This window comes from Bradyrhizobium sp. BR 10261, from assembly GCF_019455395.1.
Lineage (GTDB): Bacteria > Pseudomonadota > Alphaproteobacteria > Rhizobiales > Xanthobacteraceae > Bradyrhizobium > Bradyrhizobium manausense.
This window is the reverse complement of record NZ_JACOFQ010000030.1, coordinates 29345-53181: the sequence shown is the minus strand read 5'-3', so window position 1 is coordinate 53181 and position 23837 is coordinate 29345. Positions and strand designations below refer to the sequence as shown.

The window sequence follows — 23837 nt, the reverse complement described above, 5'->3', positions numbered from 1 at the left end:
TTGCTATGCTGAAATTCGGTGGAGTGATGATCCGAAGCGGCTCCGGCGCGCTCAAGACGTACTACAAGCAACGATCGTCTGAATACGATGACATTTACAAATTGCGTCGGCGTCAGGCGGATCTCGCCAGGCTGCGCAGATGGGCGACGCGACACGTCAAGGGAAAGAGCGTGTTGGAGATAGCCGCAGGCACGGGCTATTGGACGGAGCTGTGTTCGCGATCGGCCAGGCTGGTGGTCGCCACCGATTATAACGCCGATACACTGGCCGTTGCAGCCGGGCGGCGCCTTGGTTCGAACGTTTCACTCGTCACCGCAGATGCATTCCGTCTACCCGCGTTCGAAACCAGATTCGAAGTTGGAATCGCCATGCTGTGGTGGTCACATGTGCGAAAACGGGAGCAAGGAAAGTTCATCGCGCAATTCTTGTCGCGGCTTGCGCCAGGCGCAAAGCTTCTACTCGTCGATGAAGTTTATCGCGGGAATGCGGCGAAGAATCCGATATCGAGGCATGATCGCTTCGGTGACAGGCACGAGATAAGGGTGGGGCAGGACACTTCGCTCTATGAAATCGTCAAGAATTACCCGACCGACGAGGATCTGAGGCGCTCGCTCTCTGAATATTGCGACCGCGTGCGGATCACGCGACTGACGCATTTTTGGGCGATCAGCGCACGCGTCAAGGCGACTTAGACTAGCCGGCGCACATCAGCGTCAGGGACGTGGTCCCAGCATGTTCATCGCTTTGACCCCGCACAGTTTCTCCGTTCTCGCCAGCAGGGTCGGCGTGTCTGTGCAGGGGCCGGTCAGCAGATCCGCCGCGAAGCCCATCTTTTCCAGGATACGCAGGCCGCCAAACGCCGCCAGCGAGTCGGGAGCGACGAGCACGAGCTTGTCAACTTGGCGCGCCTTCTTGAGACGTTCGAGGAAGACCGGAACGTTTGCACCCAGGATATCTCCGCCGCACTCGATCAACACGGCTTGAGCGGGCAGTCCGAGCATGTAGCGAATTGCGCGATCGAACACCGGCGCGATATCATTTCTCTCGGACGGATAGGTGGTGGGAAGGCCGAAGTCGACGCAGTCCAGCGTGGCGAAAGCGCCGAAATCCCGATAGGTCATAAGCTCCACAATCGAGGAGGTCCCGGTGGCCTTGAGGACCGCGATCTTCGAATAGCCCTGATGAAGAAGCGACCGCAAGATCGTAAGCCCGGCCGTTGTCTTTCCGACCTCCGCAGACGTGCCCACGATCAGGTACAATTCCGCGCCTTTGTCCGCGCTTCCCTCGTCGTTGATTGCCGAAAAATCTCGAATATTCGGTTGGTTCGACCCCCACCGGCCCAAAAATTCGACTTTGCCGAGGGGGCTTTTCCTTTGCGAGGATGAGCCGACCAATTCGCCGACGATTCCGCAACTCGAGAGTATCGAATACTCCTTGTCGGGAATGAGTCCCTCCTTGGGGACACCGCCGACGACCCATCGGGTCGACTCGCGATGTCCGGGAGTCGCAAGAAAAACGTCCCCCGGAAGGACCGCCATGGACCTTCCGGATGGATGTTCCAACGAGACAGGCGTTTCAGTCGACAGCAGCTTGAACGCGCCAAGATCTCCCTCAAAGGCGGGAGACCTTGTCAATCGAGACCGTTTCAGTGATCCCGAGCGCCTAACAACCGAAGTAAGCTTCCAGTCACTCGTCAATGTCTGCGACGCCTACTTCTTCGCCGGCCGTCGCTGTGATTTCCTCGCAGCGGGTTTCCTCTTTTGCACGATAAACGCGGCGCCAGGGACAAAACTAGCCCTGTGCTTCTTTGCAACGCCGAGCGCGGTGAGAACCTGGTCCAATTGCTCCGAGGTCAAATTGACGCGCACTGCAACAAAATCCTTTGCGAGCGGGCCTTCGCCCTCTGCTTTCTTCTTCGCAGCCATATTACTCTCCAGGTTGAAAACGCCTGACGATACTATGACCTCGCAGCCAGTGGAACACCCCGTCATCGATGCCGATCGCTATCCCACAACCTTTGCGGGTCCGGCTTCGTCCCGCCAAGATGCCATTTTGGGGTCAGTGATGCAGCGGGGCGGAGTTGGAAGGCGTGCCGCTCTGGGAGGCATGGGGCGTCCGCAGTCGGTGTGCCGCGCGGGCACAGCCGACCAGATTGGCGCAGCCGTGTTCGTCGATCCGCTCGGACCCGGTCAGCCGATCCGTCAGCCGATCCCTGGACCTCATGCACCTTAGCGCACTTCGTGGTTGGAACGAGGTCGGTCGTCGTCCGTTGATGCGCCGTCGCGCCAGAAGCTTTTCGGGGGCTCGGAGGCGCCATAGTAGCAGCGAGGAGAACCGGCCATGGCAACTGCGGCAGATCGCGATCCGCGACACCATACGCAGAAGATGCAGAAAGCCCTGCACGATATCCGGAACCACCTGCGCGAAGACATCCAGAAGGTCGATGAACCGCAGTTGAAGGCGATGTTCGAAACGTCCGCCGAGGTTTTGGGCGGGCTCGAGAAGGCTTTCAGGGATTACGAGCAGAAAAACGAAAAGGCCTGGCGCTGATAGGCCTGGCGCTGACAGGTCCACTGCGGCCACCAGCGCATTCAGGGAGAGTCATGATGGACGTGGTGCCCGGCAGGCGCCGCCTGCTTGTGCTCGCGGGATCGCTCGCCACGGTCGCGGCTCCGGCGATCCTGACCAGGGCAGCGCTTGCTGACAGGAAGGGCATCGGCGGCAAGCAGAAAGGCGCGGAGAAGGACGAGGAGGTCACTCCGCCTGAAGACCTGATGCGTGAGCACGGGGTGCTCGATCGGGTGCTGCTGCTCTACGAAGCGGGAATACGGAAGTTCTCGGCGAATGAGGATTTCGATCCCGGCCTGATCACGCAATCCGCCGGCATCATCCGCGACTTCATCAACAACTATCATGAGAAGTCCGAAGAGGAGCACGTCTTCCCGCGCTTCAGGAAGGCCGGCCAGATGACCGATCTGGTGGATACCTTGCTGCGCCAGCACGAGGCTGGGCGGAAGGTTACGGAAAGCATCCTCAAGCTCGCACCGTCAGGTCGAAGCAACGACGCCGACCGCAAACAACTGGTCGAGGCGATGCAATCGTTCATCACGATGTACCGGCCGCACGCGGCCCGCGAGGACACGGATCTCTTTCCCAAGCTGAAGCACGTCGTCTCCTCAAACGAGTACGACGCGATGGCCGAGGACTTCGAGAAGAAGGAACATCAACTGTTCGGCGAGGACGGCTTCGAGAAGATGACCGCGCGCGTCGCTCAGCTGGAGCGGCAAATGGGCATTTACGATCTGAACCAGGTCACGCCGCACTGATACGGGGATCTCCAGACGCTGCGGGCACCTCGCAGGCCCAATGCAGGGCAGTATCCCCCTCCGATGATTTCTTTGCCCCTTTCGGCGCAGCACCGGGTTGACAGCCCGGCGGGCAGGGCTTTTATTCATGGCACGGGGAATTGCGATCTCCCCGCGAGGCGACATGCCCAAGAATCGCGTCCTGATCACCAAGGGCGCCGCATGTCGACATCAGACAACCTCCATCTCTTCCGACAAACTATCGCGACTGATCGGCTCAGCGGACGCGCCGGCGCTTATCGATGTGCGCATCGACGAGGACTCGCTGCAATGCCGTCGTCGTCTGGCGGTCTGACTGAACCTGGGCTGGGAGCAACACCAGGAGAACGATCATGCCAAGCCAAATCATCGCGTCTGTAGCCTTGCTGCTGGCGATCGCGGGCGGACTCTCGCCCGCGCTTGCCCGGACCCAGGAGGAGCTGGTCGCCAGAATACAGGCGGCCGGCTACGCGCAAGCCAGCGACATCAAGTCGACCGCCGAAGGCACGACTGCCAAGGCGGTGAAAGACGGCAGGCAAGTCCGGCTTGTCGTCGACAGCAGCGGCCAGATCAAAGAGCAGAAATGAGCGAGCGCACGATGCGAAAAACCACCGCTTTATTGATCAGCGCCGCAAAGGCCGTCGCCATCCTCGGCGCGAGCGGGCCGCTCGCTGAAGGACTGCGAGCTGTCCGCAGCAGAACTGCCGCCACGAAGAGCTGAGGCAATGGCCGCAAGATCGCGGCCGACAAGGAAACGCAGATGGAGTCGATACAATGTCGTACCAGGTCAAACCGCTGCCGTTCGATCCGAAATCGATCAGCGGCATTTCTGAAAAGATCCTCGTCAGCCACTACGAGAACAATTACGGCGGTGTGGTGAAGCGGCTCAACGCCATCGGCGCGCAACTCGCCGAACTGGACTTCACCACGGCGCCAAACTTCGTCGTCAACGGACTGAAGCGCGAGGAACTGATCGCGATGAATTCGATGATCCTGCACGAGATCTATTTCGACGGTCTCGGCGGCGCGAGCAGGCCGGGCGGCGCGCTCGCCGAGGCGATCGTGCGCGACTTCGGCAGCATCGAGCGCTGGCGAACGGAGTTCGCTGCGATGGGTAAGGCGGAGGGGGGCGGCTCCGGCTGGGTGATCCTTTCCTATTCCCCCCGCAGCAAGCGGCTCGTCAATCAATGGGCCGCCGACCATACGACCACGCTTGCAGGCGGTCGCCCCGTGCTGGTGCTCGATATGTACGAGCATGCCTATCACATGGATTTCGGCGCGGCTGCCGCCCGCTATGTCGACATCTATATGGAGGCGATTCGTTGGGACAACGCCGCCGCGCTCTACGATCAATATGCGAGGGAAAGCTGAGGAGGACGAGATGAGGGAGAAGTCGCTAATGAGAGGTCTTGCTGTCGCAATGTCCGTGCTGGCCGGCTTGCTGGCCAACGCACACGCGGCTCACGCGCAAGCCTGCAAGGTCTGCGCCGAACAGCGAGCTGCCTGCACGAAGAACTATGCCGGCCCGGCTTGCAAGACCGAGTACCAGATGTGTCTGAAAGCCTGCAAGAAGTGAAGAGCGGCGATGCGCACGGCAATCAGTCTCAGCGCCGCAGGCATGAGGTCCGCAATCCACCGGGGAGTCTATTGGCGATCCCGATCCTCCGGGTGAGCGCGCCAGTCGCGGCCCACGGTTTGATGGTCGTCGTTCGGCGCGGTCTGGCCGGCGTGATCAGCCTCGCTGCCCTGGGTCTTCCAGTCGCGTCCGATCGTGACATCCTCCGCGCGGCTGCGGTCCTGCTCGCGGGATTGTTCCGACTGCTGTGGCGACTGGGGTTGCTGGACAGGGGTGGATTGCGCTTGTGCAGCGCTTCCGCCGAACAGGAAAGCTAGCGCCAGAACGGAAAACACGGCGGCTGATGTTGAATGTTTCATGATGGTCTCCCTTCCTTGCAGGAAGTCTGCACCAACTCGCCGTGACGAGCTTTGTTCGGAAGGTATCGCGTTTTGCTGTGCGTGCAGTGCAGCGGAACCGGCAGCTTTGTGCACGTTTCATCGCATTTGGGTGAAGGGACGTGACAGTGCTGACGCAGTAGCGAACACCACAACCGTTTCGGGGATGGCCCTGATGTCGATAGCATTGCGATCAATAATGGACACCGTCGCAGCCTTTCTGCCGCGATCTTCCTTGCGTGCGTGGCTCGCCGCGGCATTTGCGCTGAGCTTGTCAGTAGGAGGAAACGCCGTGGCCGAGACCCTGAATTTTGACAATGCTCCTGCCGGAATGCCGCCCGACGGGTGGACCTTGACGATGACCGGCAGGGGAGAGCCGAAATGGACCGTCGAGGCCGAGCCCTCGGCGCCAAGCAAACCGAACGTTCTCAAGCAATCCGGACGAGCGACGTTTCCGCTTGCGATCAAGAGCGACACCGCGATCCGCAACGGCTTCGTCGAAGTCAAATTCAAGGCGGTCGCGGGGTCGGAAGATCGAGCTGCGGGACTCATCTGGCGCGCGAAGGATGCCAACAATTACTACGTCGTCCGGGCCAACGCCCTGGAGGACAATGTCGTGCTTTACAAGACGATCAAGGGCGTCAGGACGTCGCTGGAGATCGTCGGCCGCAAAGGCGGATATGGCGTCAGCACGCCGGTGACATCAGGGCAATGGCACGTGCTGCGTTGCGATTTCGCAGGAAATCGATTCAAGGTGACCTACGACGGAAAGTCGCTATTCGAAGTGGAGGACGCCAGCATCGTTGATGCCGGCATGATCGGCCTGTGGACCAAGGCGGATAGCGTGACCTTGTTCGACGATCTGACTTACGGCGAGATCAAATAGGTGTTCGTCCAACTTGGCGGGGATAGCAATGAATGTCGGACGTTTGTCGATCGCGACGGCGCTGCTGATCGCGTCCAGCTGCCCAATGCGGGCGGAAGAGGCGTTGGTCGCCTATAAATCACTCACCCCCGGAGCTGGCGCTCGATCTGGCGACCGCCGCACTCGGCAGCTGCCGTAGCCATGGCTACCAGGTTGCCGTCGCCGTTGTCGATCGCTTCGGCGTGACGCAAGTGGTGTTGCGCGATCGCTTTGCGGGCCCCCATACGCCGTCAACGGCATCCGGCAAGGCGTGGACGGCTGCGTCGTTCAAGACCAGCACGATGGAGCTGAATGCGGTCAGCCAGCCAGGCATGATGCCATCGGGCATTCGGAGCCTTCCCGGAGTGGTCGTCATAGGAGGAGGATTGATCGTCGAAGCAGGTGGCTCTCTGGTCGGAGCAATCGGCGTGTCCGGAGCACCAGGCGGCGACGCGGACGAAGCGTGCGCGAGAGCCGGGATCGCGGCCATACGCGACAAGCTGGAGTTCTGACGGAGGACGACGACAAAATATCGAACTGAGATTCGCGAGGCCCTTCCCAGGAGCTTGGCGGTTGATCCACTGATCATGGCAACCTCCACGCAGGAAAAAAACCGCGCACGATCGATGAGCCGCAGGTGGATGATTCTCGAGACAATGTTGCAATGATCCGCGTGCGAGGTCGCGCTGTACCAGGGCGTGATCCACGAAGCTGTTCTTCGATGAGTTGCAGATGGTCACGAGCGCAGACCTTCGCCGCATAGCCCTGTCGCTGTCCGGGACGACGGAGGCCCCCCACTTTGATCGGACCGCGTTCGAGGTGGCCCGCATCTACGTGACCCTTGCTGCCAACGGCAAGAAGGCCAACTTCAAGATCACGCCGGACGAGCGGGAGCTCAAATGCCTCACGGCGCCGGAGGCGTTCGCTCCGGTGCCCAACGCCTGGGGCAAGCAGGGCTGGACCGCGGCGACACTGGCGAAGCTGTCACCGAGCGAGCTGAAGTCGGCCTGGAGACAGCGTGGCGCCACGCTCGATATATCGATGGCATGCCAGCACGCGTAACTGATATTCGCTGCTTCATTCCGGGTCGCATGATGTGATTCAAAATCAGCAACATCACTTCCGCTTGTGCGACCCATGCGTTTCCACACAACCAAGGCCCGCAGCTGACATAGACGCTGCTGGCGACGTCCTCGGTTTGCCTTTGATCCACGTCAAATAATTATACGAGCCGGCATCATAGGCTTACGTCACTTCAAAGAAGCCGAGGTCAGCGCTCAACCTTGCGGGGTTGAAGGATGCTGTCATGGTTGGCGAGGCAGGCAATGCGACAAACCAGAATCACCTTGGCCGACCTTGACAAGTCCCTCTCTGACTTAGGCGACGGAGCTCTCCACAATTTGTCGACGGACGACTACAAGCGGCTCTTTGGCGAAAACGACGCGGCTCTGAGCCGCCTTCGTCATTTCGTTAAGGGGCATGGATGCGTTGCAAGCTTCTCGGATGACAGCATCGTCTTTCGGAAGCTGGTTTCGACCGCGCCGCAATCCTGCATTCAAAATATTGAATAGGCCGCATCGGCAAGATGATCGGTGTGGATATTGAAGAGCGGCCGAGTTCCTTAAGAAGGCCCGGACGAAACTGAACGCCGCCTCGTTGGCATCAGCCTACGCATTTTCGCTTCTGGCCGCTGCCAACCCGCGCGCAATACGCCGATCCGCGCGCGAGTTCTGTACGGCATGGACAATGAGCGGGATCGCTGCGGTATTCCGTTCTTGCGCTTCCCAACAACCCAACTTAAGTTAACTCGCTCTAGCAGGCGACTGCACGCTGATCGGCGTCATGCAGGGGTCGCGACCGCGGGTCGCATCACTGACGAGAGCACCAGCTTGAGCTCAGCGCGGCACCGACATCAGGTCGTTGCCATCGTGACATCCTACTCCTGTTTTGCCCGACGCGTCAAACCGAATTTCGGAAATGTCGTAGTCCGCTTCGCATCAAATTCCCCAATGATTTGTACTGTGCATGGGGTTGTTTTCGCGGGTTTGTTTCGAGGGCCGCTATTCCGCCGCTTTTTCCCGCAACCGCTGCGCATAGACGTTGATGATCAGCGCCGCCAGCAGGATCAGGCCACGGATCAGGATCTTCAGGAAGCTGTCGATGTTGACGTGGTCGAGGCCGTTGTTGAGAACACCGAGAACGAACAGTCCGACGATGGTGTTGCCTATGCCGCCGCGGCCGCCAAAGAGGCTGGTGCCGCCGACCACGACGGCGGCGATGGAGTCGAGCAGATAGGTGTCGAACTCGTTCTGCTGCGCGCTGCCGAAATGGGCGACGCCGAGCATGCCGCCGATGCCGGCGCACACCGCGGAGATGATCATCACGCTGCCAAGGATGAGCTTGACGTTGAGGCCGGAATATTCGGCCGCCTCGCGATTGCCGCCGACCATGTAGACGTAGCGGCCGAAGCGCGTGTAGGTCAGCACGAGGTGCCCGCCGAGCAGCATGACGGCAGCGACGATGACGATCCAGGGGATGCCGCCGATCGAGCCCGAGCCGAGCGTCGAGATCAGGCTCGGGACCTTGTAGGCGATCTGGCCGCGCACCAGCAGCGCCGAGATGCCGGCCGCGATCTGCATCATCGCCAGGGTCATGATGAAGGAGGGGATGCCGATCACGGTCAGGCCCAGCGCGTTGACGAGGCCGAGAGCCGCGCAGAGCAGGAGCGACAGGATGATCGCGATTGCGCCGGGCAGGGGGATGTTGGCGATGTTGACGTAGGATTCCTGCAGCGTGAAGTAGGCGACCGCGATGCCGGTGACGTTGGCGATGCCCGCGATCGACAGGTCGATCTCGGCGCAGAGGATCACGAAGGTAAGTCCGACGGCGATGATGCCTGTCACCGACACCTGCGTCAGGATATTGCCGAGATTGTCGATGGTCGCGAAGGAGGGGCTGGCGACGGCGAAGAAGGCGGACAGGAAGATCAGCGTCAGGAACGGCGCGATGTTGCGCATCTGCGAGCGCAGGAACGTCGCAGCGCCCCGTGCGCGCTGGCTTGCTGCTGGTGCCGTCTCACTGCTCGCCATTGTGCTTCTCCGTCACGCCGCTTCCAGCAGGCGGTCCTTGCTGACCGGCTCGTTCCTGAATTCCCGCACCAATGCGCCGCGCTTGAGCACGAGGATGCGGTCGGCCAGCGACAGCACCGTTTCCGGCTCGGTCGACAGCACGATGATCGCGAGCCCCCTGGCGCGGAGGCCGCGGACGATGTTGATGACGTCGTTCTTGGCACCGACATCCATGCCGCGGGTCGGCTCGCACAGGACGAGCAGCTTGGGCGGATAGGTCAGCCATTTTGCCAGCGCAACCTTCTGCTGGTTGCCGCCGGAGAGCATGCCGAGGTCGAGGCCGACCACCGGCGGTCTGATCTGCAACTGCTCGACCTGGCGCCTGGCGATGTCACGCTCCTGCGCCGGTTTGAGCAGCAGCGACGAGATGCGGTCGAGGATGCTGATCGAGATGTTCTTGTACACCGGCTCCTGGTGAAACAGCATGGCGCGCCGGCTCTCCGGCACCAGCGCGATGCCCGCGCGGCGCGCCGCCGCCGTGCTGGCGAAGGTCTTCGGCCGGCCCTCGACGATCAGCGTGCCGGCGTCCGGCTTCAGCTTGCCGAACAGGATGCGGGACAATTCTTGTTGCCCGCAGCCCATGAAGCCGTAAATGCCGAGCACCTCGCCGGCGCGGGCCTCGAAGGAGACGCCCTTGAGGCTGCGCGCCAGCGACAGCTGGTCGACCTTCAGCACGACCGAACTGTCGCTCGGCCGCGGCAGCATCAGATCGTCGGTGTAGCTGTGCTCGAGCGCCTCGCCGCCGCGGCCGATCATGGCCTCGATCAGCGCGCCCTTGGTGGTCGCGGCGCTCGCGGTCTCCGCAACCTTCCGCCCGTTGCGAAACACGGTGACCGTATCGGACACGCGAAGAATGTCCTCGATGAAATGGGAGATGAAGACGATGGCGGTGCCTTCCTCGCGCAAGCGCCGCAGCGTCGTAAACAGCCGCTCGACCTCGGGCGGGGAGAGGGCGGAGGTCGGTTCGTCCAGGATGACGATGCGCGCGCCCGAGAACAGCACACGGGCGATTTCGATCAGCTGCTGCAGCCCGATCGGCAAGTCGCCGAGCCTCGACATCGGATCGACGTCGATGCCGAAGCGGGCGAGCTGCTCGCCGGCCTCGTGCGCCATGCGTCGCCATTGCACGAGGCCAAGGGCGTTGGTTGGCTGGTTGCCGAGGAAGACGTTCTCGGCGACCGTGAGATCAGGCGCGACCGAGAGCTCCTGATGCACCATGGCGATACCCGCGGCATGCGCATCGCGCGCCGAGCGGAAATGGGTCTCATGGCCGTCGATCAGGAAGCGGCCGGAAAATTCGGTGTGCACGCCGGCGATGATCTTCATCAGCGTGCTTTTTCCCGCGCCATTCTCGCCGACGAGACCGTGGATCTCGCCGGGGAGAAGCGCGAAGTCGACACCACGAAGCGCTTCGACGCCGCCGAAGCTCTTCGTGATGCCCTGCAGTTCCAGGATGGGCCGTCGACCCTCAGGCATGGAGATTTCAGATCAGGAAGTGATCCTGCATCCACTGCATGCCCGCGGCATTGGCCTTGGTCACGACAGGGCCGTCGGTGACGACGTTCTTGGGAATGCCCTGGCCGCTCTTCTCGCCGCCAACGACGGCCGCAACGCCTGCAATGATCGCGCCGCCGTGGATGCGGCACGACGGATTGCGCACGGTCGCGTACATCCGGCCCTCGCTCACCGCCTGGATCGCCGGCGGCATCGCGTCCACACCACCGATCAGGATGTTGGTGCGGTTGTGGGCCTTCATGATGTTGGCAGCGGCCAGCGCCATGTCGTCATTGTGGAAGAACGCCGCGTCGATCTGCGGGTACTTGGTCAGATAGGTCTCCCAGAGCCGCGCGGTCTTGGAGACGTCCCAATCGGCCGGCTGGGTGTCGAGCACCTCGATGGCGGGGAATTGCTTGACCACCGAGTTGAAGCCCTTGGCGCGGCCCTGCGCGCCGGTGTGGCCGAGGGCTCCTTGCGTCATGATGATCTTGCCCTTGCCGCCCATCGCGTTGCAGAGCGCCTGCGTCACCGAGGCGCCCATGAACTCGTTGTCGGGGGCGAGGAAGGAATGGACGTTGATTTGGTCAAGAGGAGCAATCAGCGTGTCCATGTCGATGACGGGCGTGCCAGCGTCGATCATCTTCTGCACCGGCTGGGTGAGGGTACCGATGCCGAACGCCTGGATCGCGACGAAATCCCATTTCTGCGAGGCCATGTTGTCGATCGCCGCGCGCTGCTTTACCGCATCGAGCTGGCCATCGAACCAGGTGACTTCGACATTGAACAGCTTGCCCCAGAATTCCGCGGCCTGCTTGCCCTGCGCGCACCAGGTGGCCTGAAGGCCTGCGTTGGAGAACGCCGCCCTCAGCGGCTTCTCACTTCGTCCCATCTCGGCTGCCAATGCTGGGTTTATGCCCATGCTGCCGAGGATGGCAGTCGCGGCGCCGGCGGTCGCAGCCGCCTGAAGAAGATCGCGCCTCGTCGTCGAGAAATCTTTCGTCTCGGACATCGCTCGCTCCCATATATCTTGTCGTCGGCGCGTCATTGGTTGCGCTACCGATCTGGAAAGTGTCTCACAATCGACGAGCTCACGCCACCCAATCTGCAACACGAGAGTTGGTGCAGCGCAAAGCGCGCTACGCTGCAAGTCCACTGCGCCCGCCCGCGACGTCGAGAACCGTCTTGATGGTGAACGCAAGCATCGATCCCATCACGGGCTCGCTCCGCGTCTCAGGATGCTCATCGAACGGCCGTTGGTAGACGAGGGGCGTCAGATCGGCGTAATGCGAGGCTGCGAGCTCAAAGCTCTGCTCGATCAGTTGGGAGAGGCAGACAAAAAAAGAGCGGGGCCCTAGCCCCGCTCAAAAATTGTGTCGACCCTATTATCCCCGATTCTAAGATTTGATCTTGATTGACGGGGCGACGCTGCGTTTTGCGCGCCAGGGGCTCCTCCCGAGACTTGGACCACCAGACTTCGACCTCACGGCCAGCCTGAGCAAGAGGGATGCTAGATCAACTTTTCTCACTTGTCATCATTTTCAGCAACGATTGTTCAAAATTCGAGCAGCTGACGAAACGATCGGGCTGTTATGTGTCGTAAGTATATGACAAATATAAGAATTCTGTGGAAATCGCCGGGCGATGCCGCTGCCTCAAATGCCGGACACCGCCCCCGGACGGACGCCCTCCGAAAACATTTTCGAGAAATATGCGCCGCCGCCAGGGCAGCGATGTGATCTCGACTCGCGCCAAGCGTGGTGTTTAGTTAGCAGGCGAACGAATGGTTCGGCGGATGCGCGCACGGCTACAAAAATTCCTACCGGTTGTCCTGCTTGCGCTCGTGATGCAGGTGCTGGCGCCAATTGCCGCCTGCTGGGCCGCCGGCCAAGCCGTTGTCGACCCGCTTGGTACCGGCGTCGTCTGCCATAGCGTCAGTGAGCAGGGCGCCCCGAATGACCAGGGCGCGCCCACGGCACATGCCGGTACGTGTGCCCTGTGTTGCTTGGCGCATGCTAATGCGTCCTTCGATTCGCCGCCGCAGGCGACACTCTCCATTCCCTTACGCCCCGCTGAGCGCTTGGTGTGGCGCGAGGCGGATGCGAGCGCAGTCACTGCACATGGCAGGTCCAACGCCCAGGCGCGTGCGCCTCCGCATTTGACGTAAGCATAGCGGCCGGATCGGCCGCTTGAACCCTGTACGTCACTTTGCTTTCTTGCGGAGACATCATGTCTATCAGTCGCGCGTGCGCGGGCCTGTGGGGCCTCGCGATTGCGCTTTGCTCTCTTTGCCCAAGCCTTGTTTCCAGAAGCCTTGTCTCCAGAAGCCATGCTCACGAGATCGTTGGCAACCGCTTCTTTCCGGCAACGCTTGGCATCGACGATCCCGGCGTCAACGACGAACTCTCGCTTCCCACCTTCGACAGTTTCAAGACCGGCGACGTTCCGCCCGTTCGGCAGCGTGACGTGTCCGGCGAGTTCTCCAAGCGGATCACTGAGGATTTCGCCATCTCGTTTGGCACGACCTACACCTTCCTCGGTCCGATCGATGCGACGGTTCCTGGGGCCAACGGGTTCCAGAATCTGGAGACCACGTTCAAGTACCGGGTGTTCAAGGACCCCGTGCATGAATTCGTGGTCTCGGTGGGCCTGAGCGTGGAATGGGGCGGCACCGGCGCGCAAAGCGTGGGAGCGGATCCGTTCAACACCTACACGCCCACGATCTATTTCGGCAAAGGCTTTGGCGATCTTCCTGACACGCTCTCCTGGCTTCGGCCGGTCGCGATCACTGGGCAGGTCGGCTACGCCATTCCGGGCCGGAACTTCACCACCACCTTCGGGATCGATCCGGACTCGGGATTGAGCACTGCCGACACTGAATTCCATCCACGGGTGCTGAACTGGGGCGGCACTATCCAGTACAGCATGCCCTATTTGAAATCAGCGGTCGTGGATCTCGGCCTGCCAGACTTCATCAATCACCTGGTCCCGCTCGTCGAAGCCACCCTGCAGACCCCGGTGGCGAACACGCTTACCTCGGGCACGATGACGACGGGAACGATCAATCCGGGAGTCATCTGGGTCGGCGACAGGTTCCAGATTGCCGCTGAGGCGCTGATTCCGATCAACAGGCAAAGCGGAACCAATGTCGGCTTCATCGCTCAATTGCATTTGTATCTGGACGACATCGATCCGCGCGGCATCGGTAAGCCGATCTTCGGTGGGCCTCTCCAGCCTGCCAGCCCATTTACGAGGAATTGAGCTATGCGAGCGTCTTTATTTTTCTCGATGATTCCGTTGTTGCTGCTGCTCGCCTCCGGTGAAGCCGCGGCTCACGCGACGCTTGACTATGCCGAGCCGCGGGTCGGCAACAAGGTTGCGAACCTGCCGCGCGCGGTGACGCTGACCTTCACGCAGAAGCTTGAGGCTGCATTCAGCTCGATCACTGTCACGGGGCCTAATGGGCAACGTGTCGACGCCGGGAGGGCGAGCGTCAAGGACAACCAAATATCTGTTCCACTGAAGCCGGGCGGCGCCGGCACCTACCACGTGAACTGGCATGTGCTGTCGGTGGATACGCATACGACTGACGGGAGCTTCACCTTCCAGGTCGGCCCTTGAAGGCCCAACTGCCGATGGATTGGTCAACGCCCGATGCGCCCCTGGTCGCGATCCGTGCTGTGCATTTCGCGACGACGGCGATGATGGCCGGAAATATCCTGTTCCAGGCTTCCGTCGTCGAGCCCGCTTCGCTTGAGTTGGCAGGCGAGGCTGAGCGCGCGCGGCTCCGTGCATTGCGGATGTCATGGGGGTGCCTTGCCATAGCCGTGATCTCCGGCGGGATTTGGCTGACGCTTCAGGCGGTGTCGATGAGTGGCATGCCGCTCGAGGAAGCGCTGAGCCCTGACGTGCTGTCTACCGTTGTCAACGAAACGCAGTTCGGCCAAGTGGCAGCCCTACGGGCCTGCACTGCGGTTTGTTTGGCGATCTGCCTCATCTGCAATCGTGCGGCGATCGCGCGATGGCTTGGACTTGCGGCGTCTCTTGCATTTGCTGCAATGCTGGCCTGGACCGGACATGCCGGCGCGACCTTTGGTATCGTCGGCGACCTGCATCTTGCTGCGGATGCGCTCCATATTCTGGCCGCTGCCGCCTGGATCGGTGGCCTGGTGCCGCTGATTCTCTTCCTCGCCGCCGCCCACTATAGTAGCTCGCCGTTGCTCGCCTGCGACGTTGTTCGGCGATTTTCGACGATGGGCATCATCAGCGTGGCAACTCTCATACTGACGGGCGTGGTCAACACCGTGGTCCTGGTCGGCTCTGTGCGTGGGCTGATCGCCACAGAGTACGGCCGATTATTGTTGGTCAAGCTCGCCGTGTTCGCCTTCATGCTGACATTCGCTGCGGTCAACCGGCTGTCACTGACCCCGCGGCTGGGCAAGTACGGGGATGCTGCGCGCGCCTCTCTCATGCGAAACAGCACCATCGAGCTCGTTCTCGGCCTTGTCGTTTTCGCTATAGTCGGGCTGCTCGGCACCCTGCATCCCGCCATCCACCTCGCGAACTGAAATCAAAGAGGAGCACAAAGTGTACATCAATAAGGCTTCGTTCGGATCAATCGCGGGCGCCGTCCTGCTCACTCTCGCCCTGCGTGCTCCCGCCAGCGCCGACGACGTGAAGGCCGGTGACCTCGTCATTTCGCAGGCGTGGAGTCGCGCAACGCCTGGAGGCGCCAAGGTCGCCGGAGGCTTCCTGACCATCGAGAACAAGGGGACGGCGCCCGACAAGCTGATCGCCGTGTCGGCCGAGATCGCCGGCAAGGCTGAGGTCCACGAGATGGCGATGGACAATGGCGTGATGAAGATGCGCCCGCTGGACAATGGCCTCGTCATCGAGCCCGGCAAGACCGTGAAGCTTGCGCCCGGCGGCAGCCATCTGATGCTCCAGGACCTGAAGGGCCCCTTCAAGGAGGGCCAGAAAGTGCCGGTGACGCTCGAGTTCGAGAAGGCCGGCAAGGTCTCCGTGTCGCTTGACGTCCAGGGCGTCGGCGCGCCCGGTGGCGGAGGCATGATGATGAAGAAGATGCCCGATCATTCGGGAATGAAGATGTGACAGACGCGATCTAATGTCCGGGAGATAGAGCATGTCGAAGGCACCCTGGCTGATCCTGATGGCTGCGCTCGTCGCATCGCCGGCGGCAGCCCACGTATATCTGGAAGGCAAGCAGGCCACTGTCGGCGCGTCCTACAAGGCCGTCTTCGCCGTGCCGCATGGCTGTTCCGGCTCGCCGACCGTCAAGATCCGCGTGCAAATTCCGGAAGGCGTGATCGCCGTGAAGCCGATGCCGAAGGCCGGCTGGAATGTCGATATCGTCGAGGGCCAGTATGCCAGCGCATACGACTATCACGGCAACAAGCTGACCTCGGGCGCGAAGGAAATTGTCTGGTCCGGCGGCAAGCTGCCGGATCACAATTACGACGAGTTCATCGTCAGCAGTTTCCTCACCGACAGCCTGAAGCCGAACACGACGCTGTATTTCCCTGTCGTGCAGGAATGCGAGAAGGGTGTCAGCCGTTGGATTGAAATCCCGGCCGAGGGTGCAGCGTATTCGCATGAAGACAAGTCGCCGGCGCCTGGCGTGAAACTGCTGCCCAAGCCTTAATGCGTCTCATCGCCGCGCTCGTCACGCTGCTCTTGCTTGTCGGCACTGTGACCGACGCGATGGCGCATGCGGCGTTGATTTCGGTTGAGCCGGCGAGCGGCAGCATCCTGGCAACCGCGCCGAAGGCGGTGGAATTTCGCTTCAATGAGGCGGTGACCCCGGGCGCGATCCAGTTGATCGACGGCGCGGGCAGGGCGCGCGACGATGCGCGCGTCACGGCATCGGACGAGGGCATATCGATTGCGGTGCCGCCGGACCTGCCGCAGGGCACGGCGGTCGTGAGCTATCGTGTCATCTCGCAGGACGGTCATCCTGTGGCGGGATCAGTGATCTTTTCCGTCGGTGCGCCGACGGCCACGCAGCCTACGGCCAATGCCGATGGCCTGTTGAAGGCGCTGATCCTGATATCGCGGATCGGTGTCTATCTCGGGCTGTTCGTCGGCGTCGGCGGCGTGTTCTTTGGCCGCTGGATTGCGTGGTCGATGACGGGCATGGGCATGCCGCGCGCGGCGCTTCTCATCGGCATCCCGAGCGCGATCGTATCTCTTGGCGCGCTGGGCCTCGATCTCCTTGGCCTACCGTTGCCAGCGGGTCTGACGACGGCGCCTTGGACCATCGCATTCGCGACCAGTGCCGGCCCCGCCTTGCTTCTCGCCATCGTGGCGATGCTGCTGGCGCTGATGGCGCTGAACCGGGCTTGGTACGCGCGCGAGTTTGCCGCGATCGCGTTTGCCGGCGTCGGCCTGTCGCTCGCGATAACCGGACACGCCGCGACGGCATCGCCAGAGTGGCTGACGCGGCCGGCGATCTTCGTCCATAGCCTCGCAGTCGCTGTCTGGATCGGCGCGTTGGCGCCGCTGGCAGCGCTGGTCTCGAAGCCGACGCCGGCCGTGCTGCCGCTGCTGAACCGCTTCTCGCGCATCGCCATGCCCGTGGTCGCGGCGCTGGCGCTGACTGGGCTTACCCTTGCGATCATTCAACTCGAAAAGCCGTCGGCTTTGATAGAGACCACCTACGGCATCATTCTGTCGGTCAAACTGGGGCTGATCCTGCCCTTGTTGGTACTGGCTGCGCTCAATCGCTTCCGATGGACGCCGGCCCTGGCGAAAGATCGCGGGGCTGCGTCCGCGCTCAAATGTTCCATCCTGCTTGAGTGCGGGGCCGCGCTCGGCGTCTTTGCCGTCGTCGCTGGCTGGCGCTTCACGCCGCCGCCGCGGACTATCGTGCCGGAGACGCCGCTGGCGATCCACATCCACAGCGATAAGGCGATGTTTCAGGTGCTGGTGTCCCCGGGCAAGCCCGGCATGGACGATTTCGTGCTCCAGCTCATGACCGGCGAGGGGACGCCGCTGAAGGCCAAGGAGGCGACGCTGACGCTGAGCCTGCCGGAGCGCGGCATCGAACCGATGGAACGCGACGCCGAGCTCGGGCCCGACGGTCACTGGCATGTGGGCAAGGTCGAGCTGCCCTTCGCTGGCCGCTGGCATATGCGGATCGACGCGCTGGTCACCGATTTCGAGAAGGTCACGCTCGAGGACGACTTCGAGGTCGCGCCGCCTTGAGGCCGACGCGGTTCAAGTCCAACTTGAAGTCGACGGAAAATGACAGGAATTCCGCCGCGTTAGCGGCTTTTCTTCATTCCCGGCCTTGTGTTTTCGCTCCCAATCCGGTTTCACTGCAACCCCTCACTGATTCCCAGAGTATTGCCATGCGGTTGTCGCGGTTCTTTCTGCCCATCCTGAAGGAAAATCCGAAAGAGGCGGAGATTGTCTCGCATCGGCTGATGCTGCGCGCTGGCATGATCCGGCAGGAGGCCGCCGGCATCTATGCGTGGCTGCCGCTTGGCTTCCGGGTGTTGAAGAAGATCGAGCGGATCGTGCGCGAGGAGCAGGACCGCTCCGGCGCGCTGGAACTGTTGATGCCCACGCTCCAGCTCGCCGACCTCTGGCGTGAGAGCGGACGCTACGATGCTTACGGTCCGGAGATGCTGCGCATCGCCGATCGCCACAAGCGCGAGCTTTTGTACGGGCCGACCAACGAGGAAATGATCACGGAGATCTTCCGCGCGTATGTGAAGTCTTACAAGAACCTGCCACTGAATCTCTATCATATTCAATGGAAATTCCGCGACGAGCAGCGTCCGCGCTTTGGCGTGATGCGCGGCCGCGAATTCCTGATGAAGGACGCCTATTCCTTCGACCTCAACGAGGCCGCCGCGCGCGTCGCCTACAACAAGATGTTCGTCGCCTATCTGCGCACCTTTGCGCGGATGGGGCTGAAGGCGATCCCGATGCGCGCGGAGACCGGCCCGATCGGTGGCGATCTCAGTCACGAGTTTATCGTGCTCGCCGAGACCGGCGAATCCGGCGTGTTCATCAATCGTGACGTGCTGGACCTGCCGGTGCCGGACGAGAATGTCGACTATGACAGCGATCTGACGCCGATCATCAAGCAATGGACCTCGGTCTACGCCGCGACGGAGGACGTCCATGATCCTGCCCGCTTCGAGCAGGAGGTGCCGGCCGAGAAGCGCGTCAACACCCGCGGCATCGAGGTCGGTCAGATCTTCTATTTCGGCACCAAATATTCCGAGCCGATGAAGGCGATGGTGGCGGGCCCCGACGGCGTCGACGTGCCGATCCATGGCGGCTCCTACGGCGTTGGCGTCTCGCGCCTGCTGGGCGCGATCATCGAAGCTTGCCATGACGATGCCGGCATCAAATGGCCGGAGGCGGTGGCGCCGTTCCGCGTCGCGATCCTCAATCTGAAGCAAGGCGATGCGGCCGTCGATGGCGCCTGCGAGAAGCTCTATGCCGAACTGACCGCCAAGGGTGTCGACGTGCTCTACGACGACACCGACCAGCGCGCCGGCGCCAAATTCGCCGCCGCCGACCTGATCGGAATCCCCTGGCAGATCATGATCGGGCCCAAGGGGCTGGCCGACGGCAAGGTCGAGATCAAGAAGCGCAGTGACGGCGCCCGCGAGACCATGTCGCCTGCGGACGCGGTTGCGCGCCTGGTCGGCTGAATATTGTTCATCGCCCGATATCGCGGCCGCCAATCCGGCCACAATTGACCCCGAATCATGGGATTATCGAGCGATGGATGAAACCATGACCGAAACCGTCCAAACTGCGCCGTTCGCGCCCTTCGAGTGGATGCTCTCGGCCCGCTATTTGCGGGCGCGGCGCAAGGAGGGATTCATCTCGGTCATCGCCGGGTTCTCCTTCCTCGGCATCATGCTGGGAGTCGCCACGTTGATCATCGTGATGGCGGTGATGAATGGCTTCCGCAAAGAGCTGCTCGACAAGATCCTCGGCTTGAACGGCCATATCCTGGTGCAGCCGCTGGAATCGCCGCTGACCGACTGGAAGGACGTCGCCGAGCGCATCAGCCAGGTCGAGGGCATCCGGCTCGCGGCTCCCGTGGTTGACGGCCAGGCGCTGGCCTCCTCGCCCTGGAACGCCTCGGGCGTCCTGGTGCGCGGCATCCGCTCCGACGACCTCAACAACCTCACCTCCATCGCCAAGAACATCAAGCAGGGTTCGCTCGAGGGCTTTGACGACGGGCAGGGCGTCGCGATCGGCCGGCGGCTTGCCGACCAGCTGTCGCTGCATGCCGGCGACAGCGTGACGCTGGTGGCGCCGAAGGGCGCGGTGACGCCGATGGGCACGACGCCGCGGATCAAGCCGTACAAGATCGTCGCCGTGTTCGAGATCGGCATGTCCGAATACGACCTCGGCTTCGTCTTCATGCCGCTCGCCGAAGCGCAGGCCTATTTCAACCGCAGCAGCGACGTCACCTCGATCGAGGTGTTCACCACCAACCCCGACAGGATCGACGCCTTTCGCAAAGCGGTGACGGAAGCCGCGGGCCGGCCGGTGTTCCTGGTCGACTGGCGCCAGCGCAACTCGACCTTCTTCAACGCGCTCCAGGTCGAGCGCAACGTGATGTTCCTGATCCTGACCATGATCGTGCTGGTCGCAGCCCTCAACATCGTCTCCGGCCTGATCATGCTGGTGAAGGACAAGGGCAGCGACATCGCGATCCTGAGGACGATGGGCGCCTCGCAGGGCTCGATCATGCGGATCTTCCTGATCACGGGTGCCTCCATCGGGGTGGTCGGCACGCTGGTCGGTTTCTTCGTCGGGCTCGTGATCTGCCTCAACATCGAATCGATCAGGCAATTCCTGTCCTGGCTGACCTCGACTGAATTGTTCTCGCCGGAGCTCTACTTCCTGTCGAAGCTGCCCGCCGAGATCGACGTCGGCGAGACCACGGCCGTCGTCATCATGGCGCTGACGCTGTCGTTCCTGGCGACGCTGTACCCGTCGTGGCGCGCCGCGCGCCTCGATCCTGTCGAAGCGCTGCGCTACGAGTGAGGGGCTGATGGAGCAGCAGCATGGGGCTGAGGATGTACCGGTCATTTATCTCCACGAGATAAGACGTCAGTACCTCCAGGGCGAAGCGGCGCTGACGATCCTCGACAACGCCAAGCTGGCGCTGTGGGCGGGACAGTCCGTGGCCCTGGTCGCGCCGTCGGGGTCGGGCAAGTCGACGCTGCTGCACATTGCCGGCCTGCTCGAGGCGCCCGATTCCGGCGAGGTCTATGTCAACGGCGCGCCGACCTCGCAACTGCCCGACATCGAGCGCACCCAGCTGCGCCGCAGCGATATCGGCTTCGTCTACCAGTCGCACCGGCTGCTGCCGGAATTCTCGGCGCTGGAGAACGTGATGATGCCCCAGATGATCCGCGGCCTGAAGAAGTCCGAGAGCGTCAAGCGCGCCAAGGAGATCCTCGGCTATCTCGGCCTCGGCGAGCGCATCACCCATCGGCCCGCCGAGCTGTCGGGCGGCGAGCAGCAGCGCGTCGCCATCGCGCGTGCGGTCGCCAATGCGCCGCGCGTGCTGCTGGCGGACGAGCCGACCGGCAATCTCGATCCGCATACGGCCGATCACGTGTTCCAGGCCCTGATGCAGCTGGTCAAGGCGACCAAGGTCTCGATGCTGATCGCGACCCACAACATGGAGCTCGCCGGCCGCATGGACCGGCGGGTGTCGCTCTCGAACGGCCAGGTCATCGAGCTCGAATAGCCAAAACGCGAAAACAACCCCAAGCACAGTAGAAGGCCATGGCCGTCTACATCAGGGGTGCCCGCTTCCAGCTAGCTGATCAATCAGGCCTATCCGCCGCGACGGCGCATCGCCGCAGCGAGCAGGGTCGTTACGGCTTGATCACCGTCATGTTGAACGCGCCCGCATTGGCGGCCGCATAGTCCACGGCCTCGTTGGCGTGGTCGAGATCGAATGACGTCGTCTCGAAGTGATCGAGGCGCAAGAGGCCGGCGCGGACCAGGGCGATCAGGCGAACCGCGGCATCCGGCGGATACATCCAGACGCCATGAATCGTGATGCACTCGCGCATGATCCAGTTGTAAGGCAGCTCCAGCCCGGGGCCGCCTTGCATGTTGACGCCGCCCATCAGCACGATACGGCCATTGGGCCGCACAGTCATGATCGCGGCGCGGACCACCGTCGTCGAGACGGAAGGCGGCATGATGTCGAACGCGCAGTCGATCGGGCTGGCTGCCGCACGCTTCATCAGCTCGCGGTCGTCGTTTTCGTTGCCCGTCAGCTTCACCGGCCTGACACGCGCGCCATGGCGACGCACGAGCTCGGCGAGCATCTTCTCGTTGCGGCCCGGCGCAACGACGCAAGCCGCACCCATCGCGAGTGCCACCGCCACGGCTGCGCTGCCGAAATTACCGGTCGCGCCGCTCACCAGGACTGTCTCGCCGGGCTGCAGCCTGGCGGCAAGGAAACCGCCATAGGGCACCAGCAAGGTTCCGAGCGCGCACCATTGCGCGGCCTCTTCTTCGCTGATTTCGCCGAGCCGCGTCACGTTCTCGGTCGGCACCCTCATCCGCTGGGCAAAGGAGCCGTCATGAAAATACTTCTGCAGCCGCATGCCGCCTTCGCCGCGCGCGCTGACACCCTGCAGATGAATATCGGGAGCGATCGCGTCGTCGCGCGAGCGGACCGTCGGATCGCAGAGGACCCAGTCGCCGACGGACAATTTGGTTGAGTCCGGGCCAATCGCGCGCACGCGTCCGACCCCGCCGGCTCCTGGAACGGCGGGTAGATCCAGTGCGTATTTGCGTTCGCCGCTGAACACTTCCTTGGAATAGGACAGCACGCGGGTGGCGACGACGTCGACGATCACCTCTCCGGTGCCGAGCACGGGGTCGGGAACGTCCTCGATCGCTAGCGGGGACCCGAAGGATTTCAATACGGCAGCTTTCATGATGTTCACCTCAGAGATGGGTGATACCCATCTAAGGCGGCCTTGAAGGGACAAGAAGGCCTGGTATTATCCTAGTATTCCGACGACCCTCCATCACTGGAGCCTCCTATGGCTGACCCCCGCCGCGTCGAATTCGGCGACTTCCTCCGCTCCCGCCGCGAAAAGCTGTCGCCGAAGAGCGTCGGCCTTCCTGCGGGGCCACGGCGGCGCACGGCGGGGCTGCGGCGCGAGGAGGTGGCGCAGCTCGCCGGCATCGGGGTCGACTGGTACATCCGGCTCGAGCAGGGCCGTACCGTCAGCCCGTCGGTCACGACGGTCGATGCGCTGGCGCGGGCGCTGCGGCTGAGCAAGACCGAGCATGCGCATCTCAAGGACCTCGCGCGCGATGGTGCGAGGGGCCCCTTCACCCGCGAGGTGGTGCCGCCAGCCATTCGGCGCCTGGTCGAGAGCCTGCCGCATCCGGCCTACATCACCGGCAGGCGCTGGGACGTGCTGGCCTGGAACGAGGCCGCCGAGGAGGTCTTCGCGTTCGGGCGGCTGCCGGAAGAGGACCGCAACACGCTGCTGTTGATGATGACCAACAAGAAGACGCGGAAATCCTACGGCGCAGGCTGGGCTGACGTCGCCAAGCGCATGGTCGCGATGTTTCGCGCCACCCACGACGTCTGGGCCGGCGATCCCGCCTTTGCCGAATTGGTGGCGCGCCTGCGCGAAGGCAGCCCCGAATTCGTCAAGTGGTGGGGCGCGCACGAGGTGCACGGCACCTTGTCGGGCCGCAAGACCATGACCCATCCCACCAAGGGCGTGCTGCATTTCGAGCACACCAGTTTTCAGGCCAACGACGATCCGGCATTGAAGCTCGTGATCTACACGCCGGTGTAGGGGGCTCGATGGCGGGCCCACCAAGGCGGGCATGAGATTGCGCTCGCTGGCGCCTCAACCCATCGTTGCGGTTGAGGAGAATTAATGTTACAATCCGTAGCATAAATCGTGCGCGGTCAGGATGTGGCGCGACGGCACGGCGATCGAAAAAGTGGGTCACGAGAGA

General features: G+C 62.4%; 28 protein-coding genes and 1 pseudogene. 22 read left to right on the top strand and 7 right to left on the bottom strand.

What is annotated here, in order from left to right; genetic code table 11:
• The first annotated feature begins 5 nt into the window (after positions 1–5).
• On the top strand, positions 6–692 hold the full coding sequence (locus HYH07_RS28755; protein WP_220005622.1) for a class I SAM-dependent methyltransferase: 687 nt from the start codon (positions 6–8) through the stop codon (positions 690–692).
• A gap of 21 nt (positions 693–713) precedes the next feature.
• Here the strand turns inward: HYH07_RS28755 and HYH07_RS28750 are convergent, their stop codons facing one another.
• On the bottom strand, positions 714–1538 hold the full coding sequence (locus HYH07_RS28750; RefSeq protein WP_220005621.1) for a hypothetical protein: 825 nt from the start codon (positions 1536–1538) through the stop codon (positions 714–716).
• A gap of 171 nt (positions 1539–1709) precedes the next feature.
• Positions 1710–1925 (bottom strand): hypothetical protein, encoded by a 216-nt coding sequence (locus tag HYH07_RS28745; RefSeq protein WP_220005620.1) that lies wholly within the window; start codon positions 1923–1925, stop codon positions 1710–1712.
• Between the two features lie 415 nt (positions 1926–2340).
• Here HYH07_RS28745 and HYH07_RS28740 point away from each other — a divergent pair, with 415 nt between their 5' ends.
• The 7 genes from HYH07_RS28740 (at position 2341) to HYH07_RS28710 (ending at position 4920) form a co-directional block, all read left to right on the top strand.
• The gene (locus HYH07_RS28740) at positions 2341–2550 is read left to right on the top strand and encodes a hypothetical protein (RefSeq protein ID WP_220005619.1); all 210 of its coding nucleotides are present in this window, start codon (positions 2341–2343) and stop codon (positions 2548–2550) included.
• Between the two features lie 53 nt (positions 2551–2603).
• Complete coding sequence (locus tag HYH07_RS28735; RefSeq protein ID WP_228749814.1) at positions 2604–3326, top strand: hemerythrin domain-containing protein; 723 nt, start codon at positions 2604–2606, stop codon at positions 3324–3326.
• Positions 3327–3489: 163 nt separating this feature from the next.
• Positions 3490–3660, top strand: coding sequence for a hypothetical protein (locus HYH07_RS28730; RefSeq protein WP_220005663.1), 171 nt, complete (start codon positions 3490–3492; stop codon positions 3658–3660).
• Between the two features lie 37 nt (positions 3661–3697).
• Complete coding sequence (locus HYH07_RS28725) at positions 3698–3931, top strand: hypothetical protein (protein ID WP_220005618.1); 234 nt, start codon at positions 3698–3700, stop codon at positions 3929–3931.
• Positions 3928–4065: a hypothetical protein gene (locus HYH07_RS28720; protein ID WP_220005617.1), complete on the top strand. Its 138-nt coding sequence runs from the start codon at positions 3928–3930 to the stop codon at positions 4063–4065. The genes HYH07_RS28725 and HYH07_RS28720 overlap by 4 nt, the downstream gene beginning before the upstream one ends.
• Positions 4066–4118: 53 nt before the next feature.
• Positions 4119–4715 (top strand): superoxide dismutase, encoded by a 597-nt coding sequence (locus tag HYH07_RS28715; protein ID WP_220005616.1) that lies wholly within the window; start codon positions 4119–4121, stop codon positions 4713–4715.
• A gap of 28 nt (positions 4716–4743) precedes the next feature.
• Positions 4744–4920, top strand: a complete 177-nt coding sequence (locus HYH07_RS28710; RefSeq protein WP_220005615.1) for a hypothetical protein — start codon at positions 4744–4746, stop codon at positions 4918–4920.
• A 68-nt stretch (positions 4921–4988) separates the two neighbouring features.
• Here the strand turns inward: HYH07_RS28710 and HYH07_RS28705 are convergent, their stop codons facing one another.
• Positions 4989–5279, bottom strand: a complete 291-nt coding sequence (locus tag HYH07_RS28705) for a hypothetical protein (RefSeq protein ID WP_220005614.1) — start codon at positions 5277–5279, stop codon at positions 4989–4991.
• Between HYH07_RS28705 and HYH07_RS28700 the strand changes: the two genes are divergently transcribed.
• The 3 genes and pseudogenes from HYH07_RS28700 to HYH07_RS28690 all read left to right on the top strand — a co-directional run bounded on the left by HYH07_RS28700 (position 5278) and on the right by HYH07_RS28690 (position 7263).
• Positions 5278–6183, top strand: coding sequence for a hypothetical protein (locus HYH07_RS28700; protein WP_228749813.1), 906 nt, complete (start codon positions 5278–5280; stop codon positions 6181–6183). The genes HYH07_RS28705 and HYH07_RS28700 overlap by 2 nt on opposite strands.
• Before the next feature lie 28 nt (positions 6184–6211).
• A pseudogene (locus HYH07_RS28695) lies at positions 6212–6713 on the top strand (GlcG/HbpS family heme-binding protein).
• A gap of 220 nt (positions 6714–6933) precedes the next feature.
• Positions 6934–7263, top strand: a complete 330-nt coding sequence (locus tag HYH07_RS28690) for an MmcQ/YjbR family DNA-binding protein (RefSeq protein WP_220005613.1) — start codon at positions 6934–6936, stop codon at positions 7261–7263.
• Between the two features lie 998 nt (positions 7264–8261).
• On the opposite strand, the gene HYH07_RS28685 is transcribed toward HYH07_RS28690, so the two are convergent.
• Genes HYH07_RS28685 through HYH07_RS28675 form a run of 3 tightly spaced genes read right to left on the bottom strand, consistent with a single transcriptional unit; the run spans position 8262 to position 11835 of the window.
• On the bottom strand, positions 8262–9290 hold the full coding sequence (locus HYH07_RS28685; RefSeq protein WP_220005612.1) for an ABC transporter permease: 1029 nt from the start codon (positions 9288–9290) through the stop codon (positions 8262–8264).
• A 12-nt stretch (positions 9291–9302) separates the two neighbouring features.
• Positions 9303–10805, bottom strand: coding sequence for a sugar ABC transporter ATP-binding protein (locus HYH07_RS28680; protein ID WP_220005611.1), 1503 nt, complete (start codon positions 10803–10805; stop codon positions 9303–9305).
• 7 nt (positions 10806–10812) lie between these two features.
• Positions 10813–11835: a sugar ABC transporter substrate-binding protein gene (locus tag HYH07_RS28675; protein WP_220005610.1), complete on the bottom strand. Its 1023-nt coding sequence runs from the start codon at positions 11833–11835 to the stop codon at positions 10813–10815.
• A 771-nt stretch (positions 11836–12606) separates the two neighbouring features.
• Here HYH07_RS28675 and HYH07_RS28670 point away from each other — a divergent pair.
• The 10 genes from HYH07_RS28670 to HYH07_RS28625 all read left to right on the top strand — a co-directional run bounded on the left by HYH07_RS28670 (position 12607) and on the right by HYH07_RS28625 (position 21579).
• A complete protein-coding gene (locus tag HYH07_RS28670; RefSeq protein ID WP_409363920.1) occupies positions 12607–12990 on the top strand; it encodes a DUF2946 family protein in 384 nt (127 codons plus the stop codon).
• Positions 12991–13052: 62 nt separating this feature from the next.
• Positions 13053–14084, top strand: a complete 1032-nt coding sequence (locus HYH07_RS28665) for a hypothetical protein (RefSeq protein WP_220005609.1) — start codon at positions 13053–13055, stop codon at positions 14082–14084.
• 39 nt (positions 14085–14123) lie between these two features.
• Positions 14124–14444: a copper resistance CopC family protein gene (locus tag HYH07_RS28660; protein WP_228749812.1), complete on the top strand. Its 321-nt coding sequence runs from the start codon at positions 14124–14126 to the stop codon at positions 14442–14444.
• Positions 14441–15391 (top strand): copper homeostasis membrane protein CopD, encoded by a 951-nt coding sequence (copD, locus tag HYH07_RS28655; protein WP_228749811.1) that lies wholly within the window; start codon positions 14441–14443, stop codon positions 15389–15391. The genes HYH07_RS28660 and copD overlap by 4 nt, the downstream gene beginning before the upstream one ends.
• A gap of 25 nt (positions 15392–15416) precedes the next feature.
• Positions 15417–15935: a copper chaperone PCu(A)C gene (locus HYH07_RS28650; RefSeq protein WP_220005658.1), complete on the top strand. Its 519-nt coding sequence runs from the start codon at positions 15417–15419 to the stop codon at positions 15933–15935.
• Between the two features lie 31 nt (positions 15936–15966).
• On the top strand, positions 15967–16485 hold the full coding sequence (locus HYH07_RS28645; RefSeq protein WP_220005607.1) for a YcnI family protein: 519 nt from the start codon (positions 15967–15969) through the stop codon (positions 16483–16485).
• On the top strand, positions 16485–18047 hold the full coding sequence (locus HYH07_RS28640) for a CopD family protein (protein WP_220005606.1): 1563 nt from the start codon (positions 16485–16487) through the stop codon (positions 18045–18047). The genes HYH07_RS28645 and HYH07_RS28640 overlap by 1 nt, the downstream gene beginning before the upstream one ends.
• Before the next feature lie 146 nt (positions 18048–18193).
• A complete protein-coding gene (gene proS, locus HYH07_RS28635) occupies positions 18194–19513 on the top strand; it encodes a proline--tRNA ligase (protein ID WP_220005605.1) in 1320 nt (439 codons plus the stop codon).
• 73 nt (positions 19514–19586) lie between these two features.
• Complete coding sequence (locus HYH07_RS28630; RefSeq protein WP_220005604.1) at positions 19587–20867, top strand: lipoprotein-releasing ABC transporter permease subunit; 1281 nt, start codon at positions 19587–19589, stop codon at positions 20865–20867.
• Positions 20868–20874: 7 nt separating this feature from the next.
• Complete coding sequence (locus tag HYH07_RS28625) at positions 20875–21579, top strand: ABC transporter ATP-binding protein (RefSeq protein WP_220005603.1); 705 nt, start codon at positions 20875–20877, stop codon at positions 21577–21579.
• A gap of 130 nt (positions 21580–21709) precedes the next feature.
• Here the strand turns inward: HYH07_RS28625 and HYH07_RS28620 are convergent, their stop codons facing one another.
• Positions 21710–22789, bottom strand: coding sequence for a zinc-binding alcohol dehydrogenase family protein (locus HYH07_RS28620; RefSeq protein WP_220005602.1), 1080 nt, complete (start codon positions 22787–22789; stop codon positions 21710–21712).
• Between the two features lie 108 nt (positions 22790–22897).
• Between HYH07_RS28620 and HYH07_RS28615 the strand changes: the two genes are divergently transcribed.
• Complete coding sequence (locus HYH07_RS28615) at positions 22898–23671, top strand: helix-turn-helix transcriptional regulator (RefSeq protein WP_220005601.1); 774 nt, start codon at positions 22898–22900, stop codon at positions 23669–23671.
• Positions 23672–23837 lie beyond the last annotated feature (166 nt).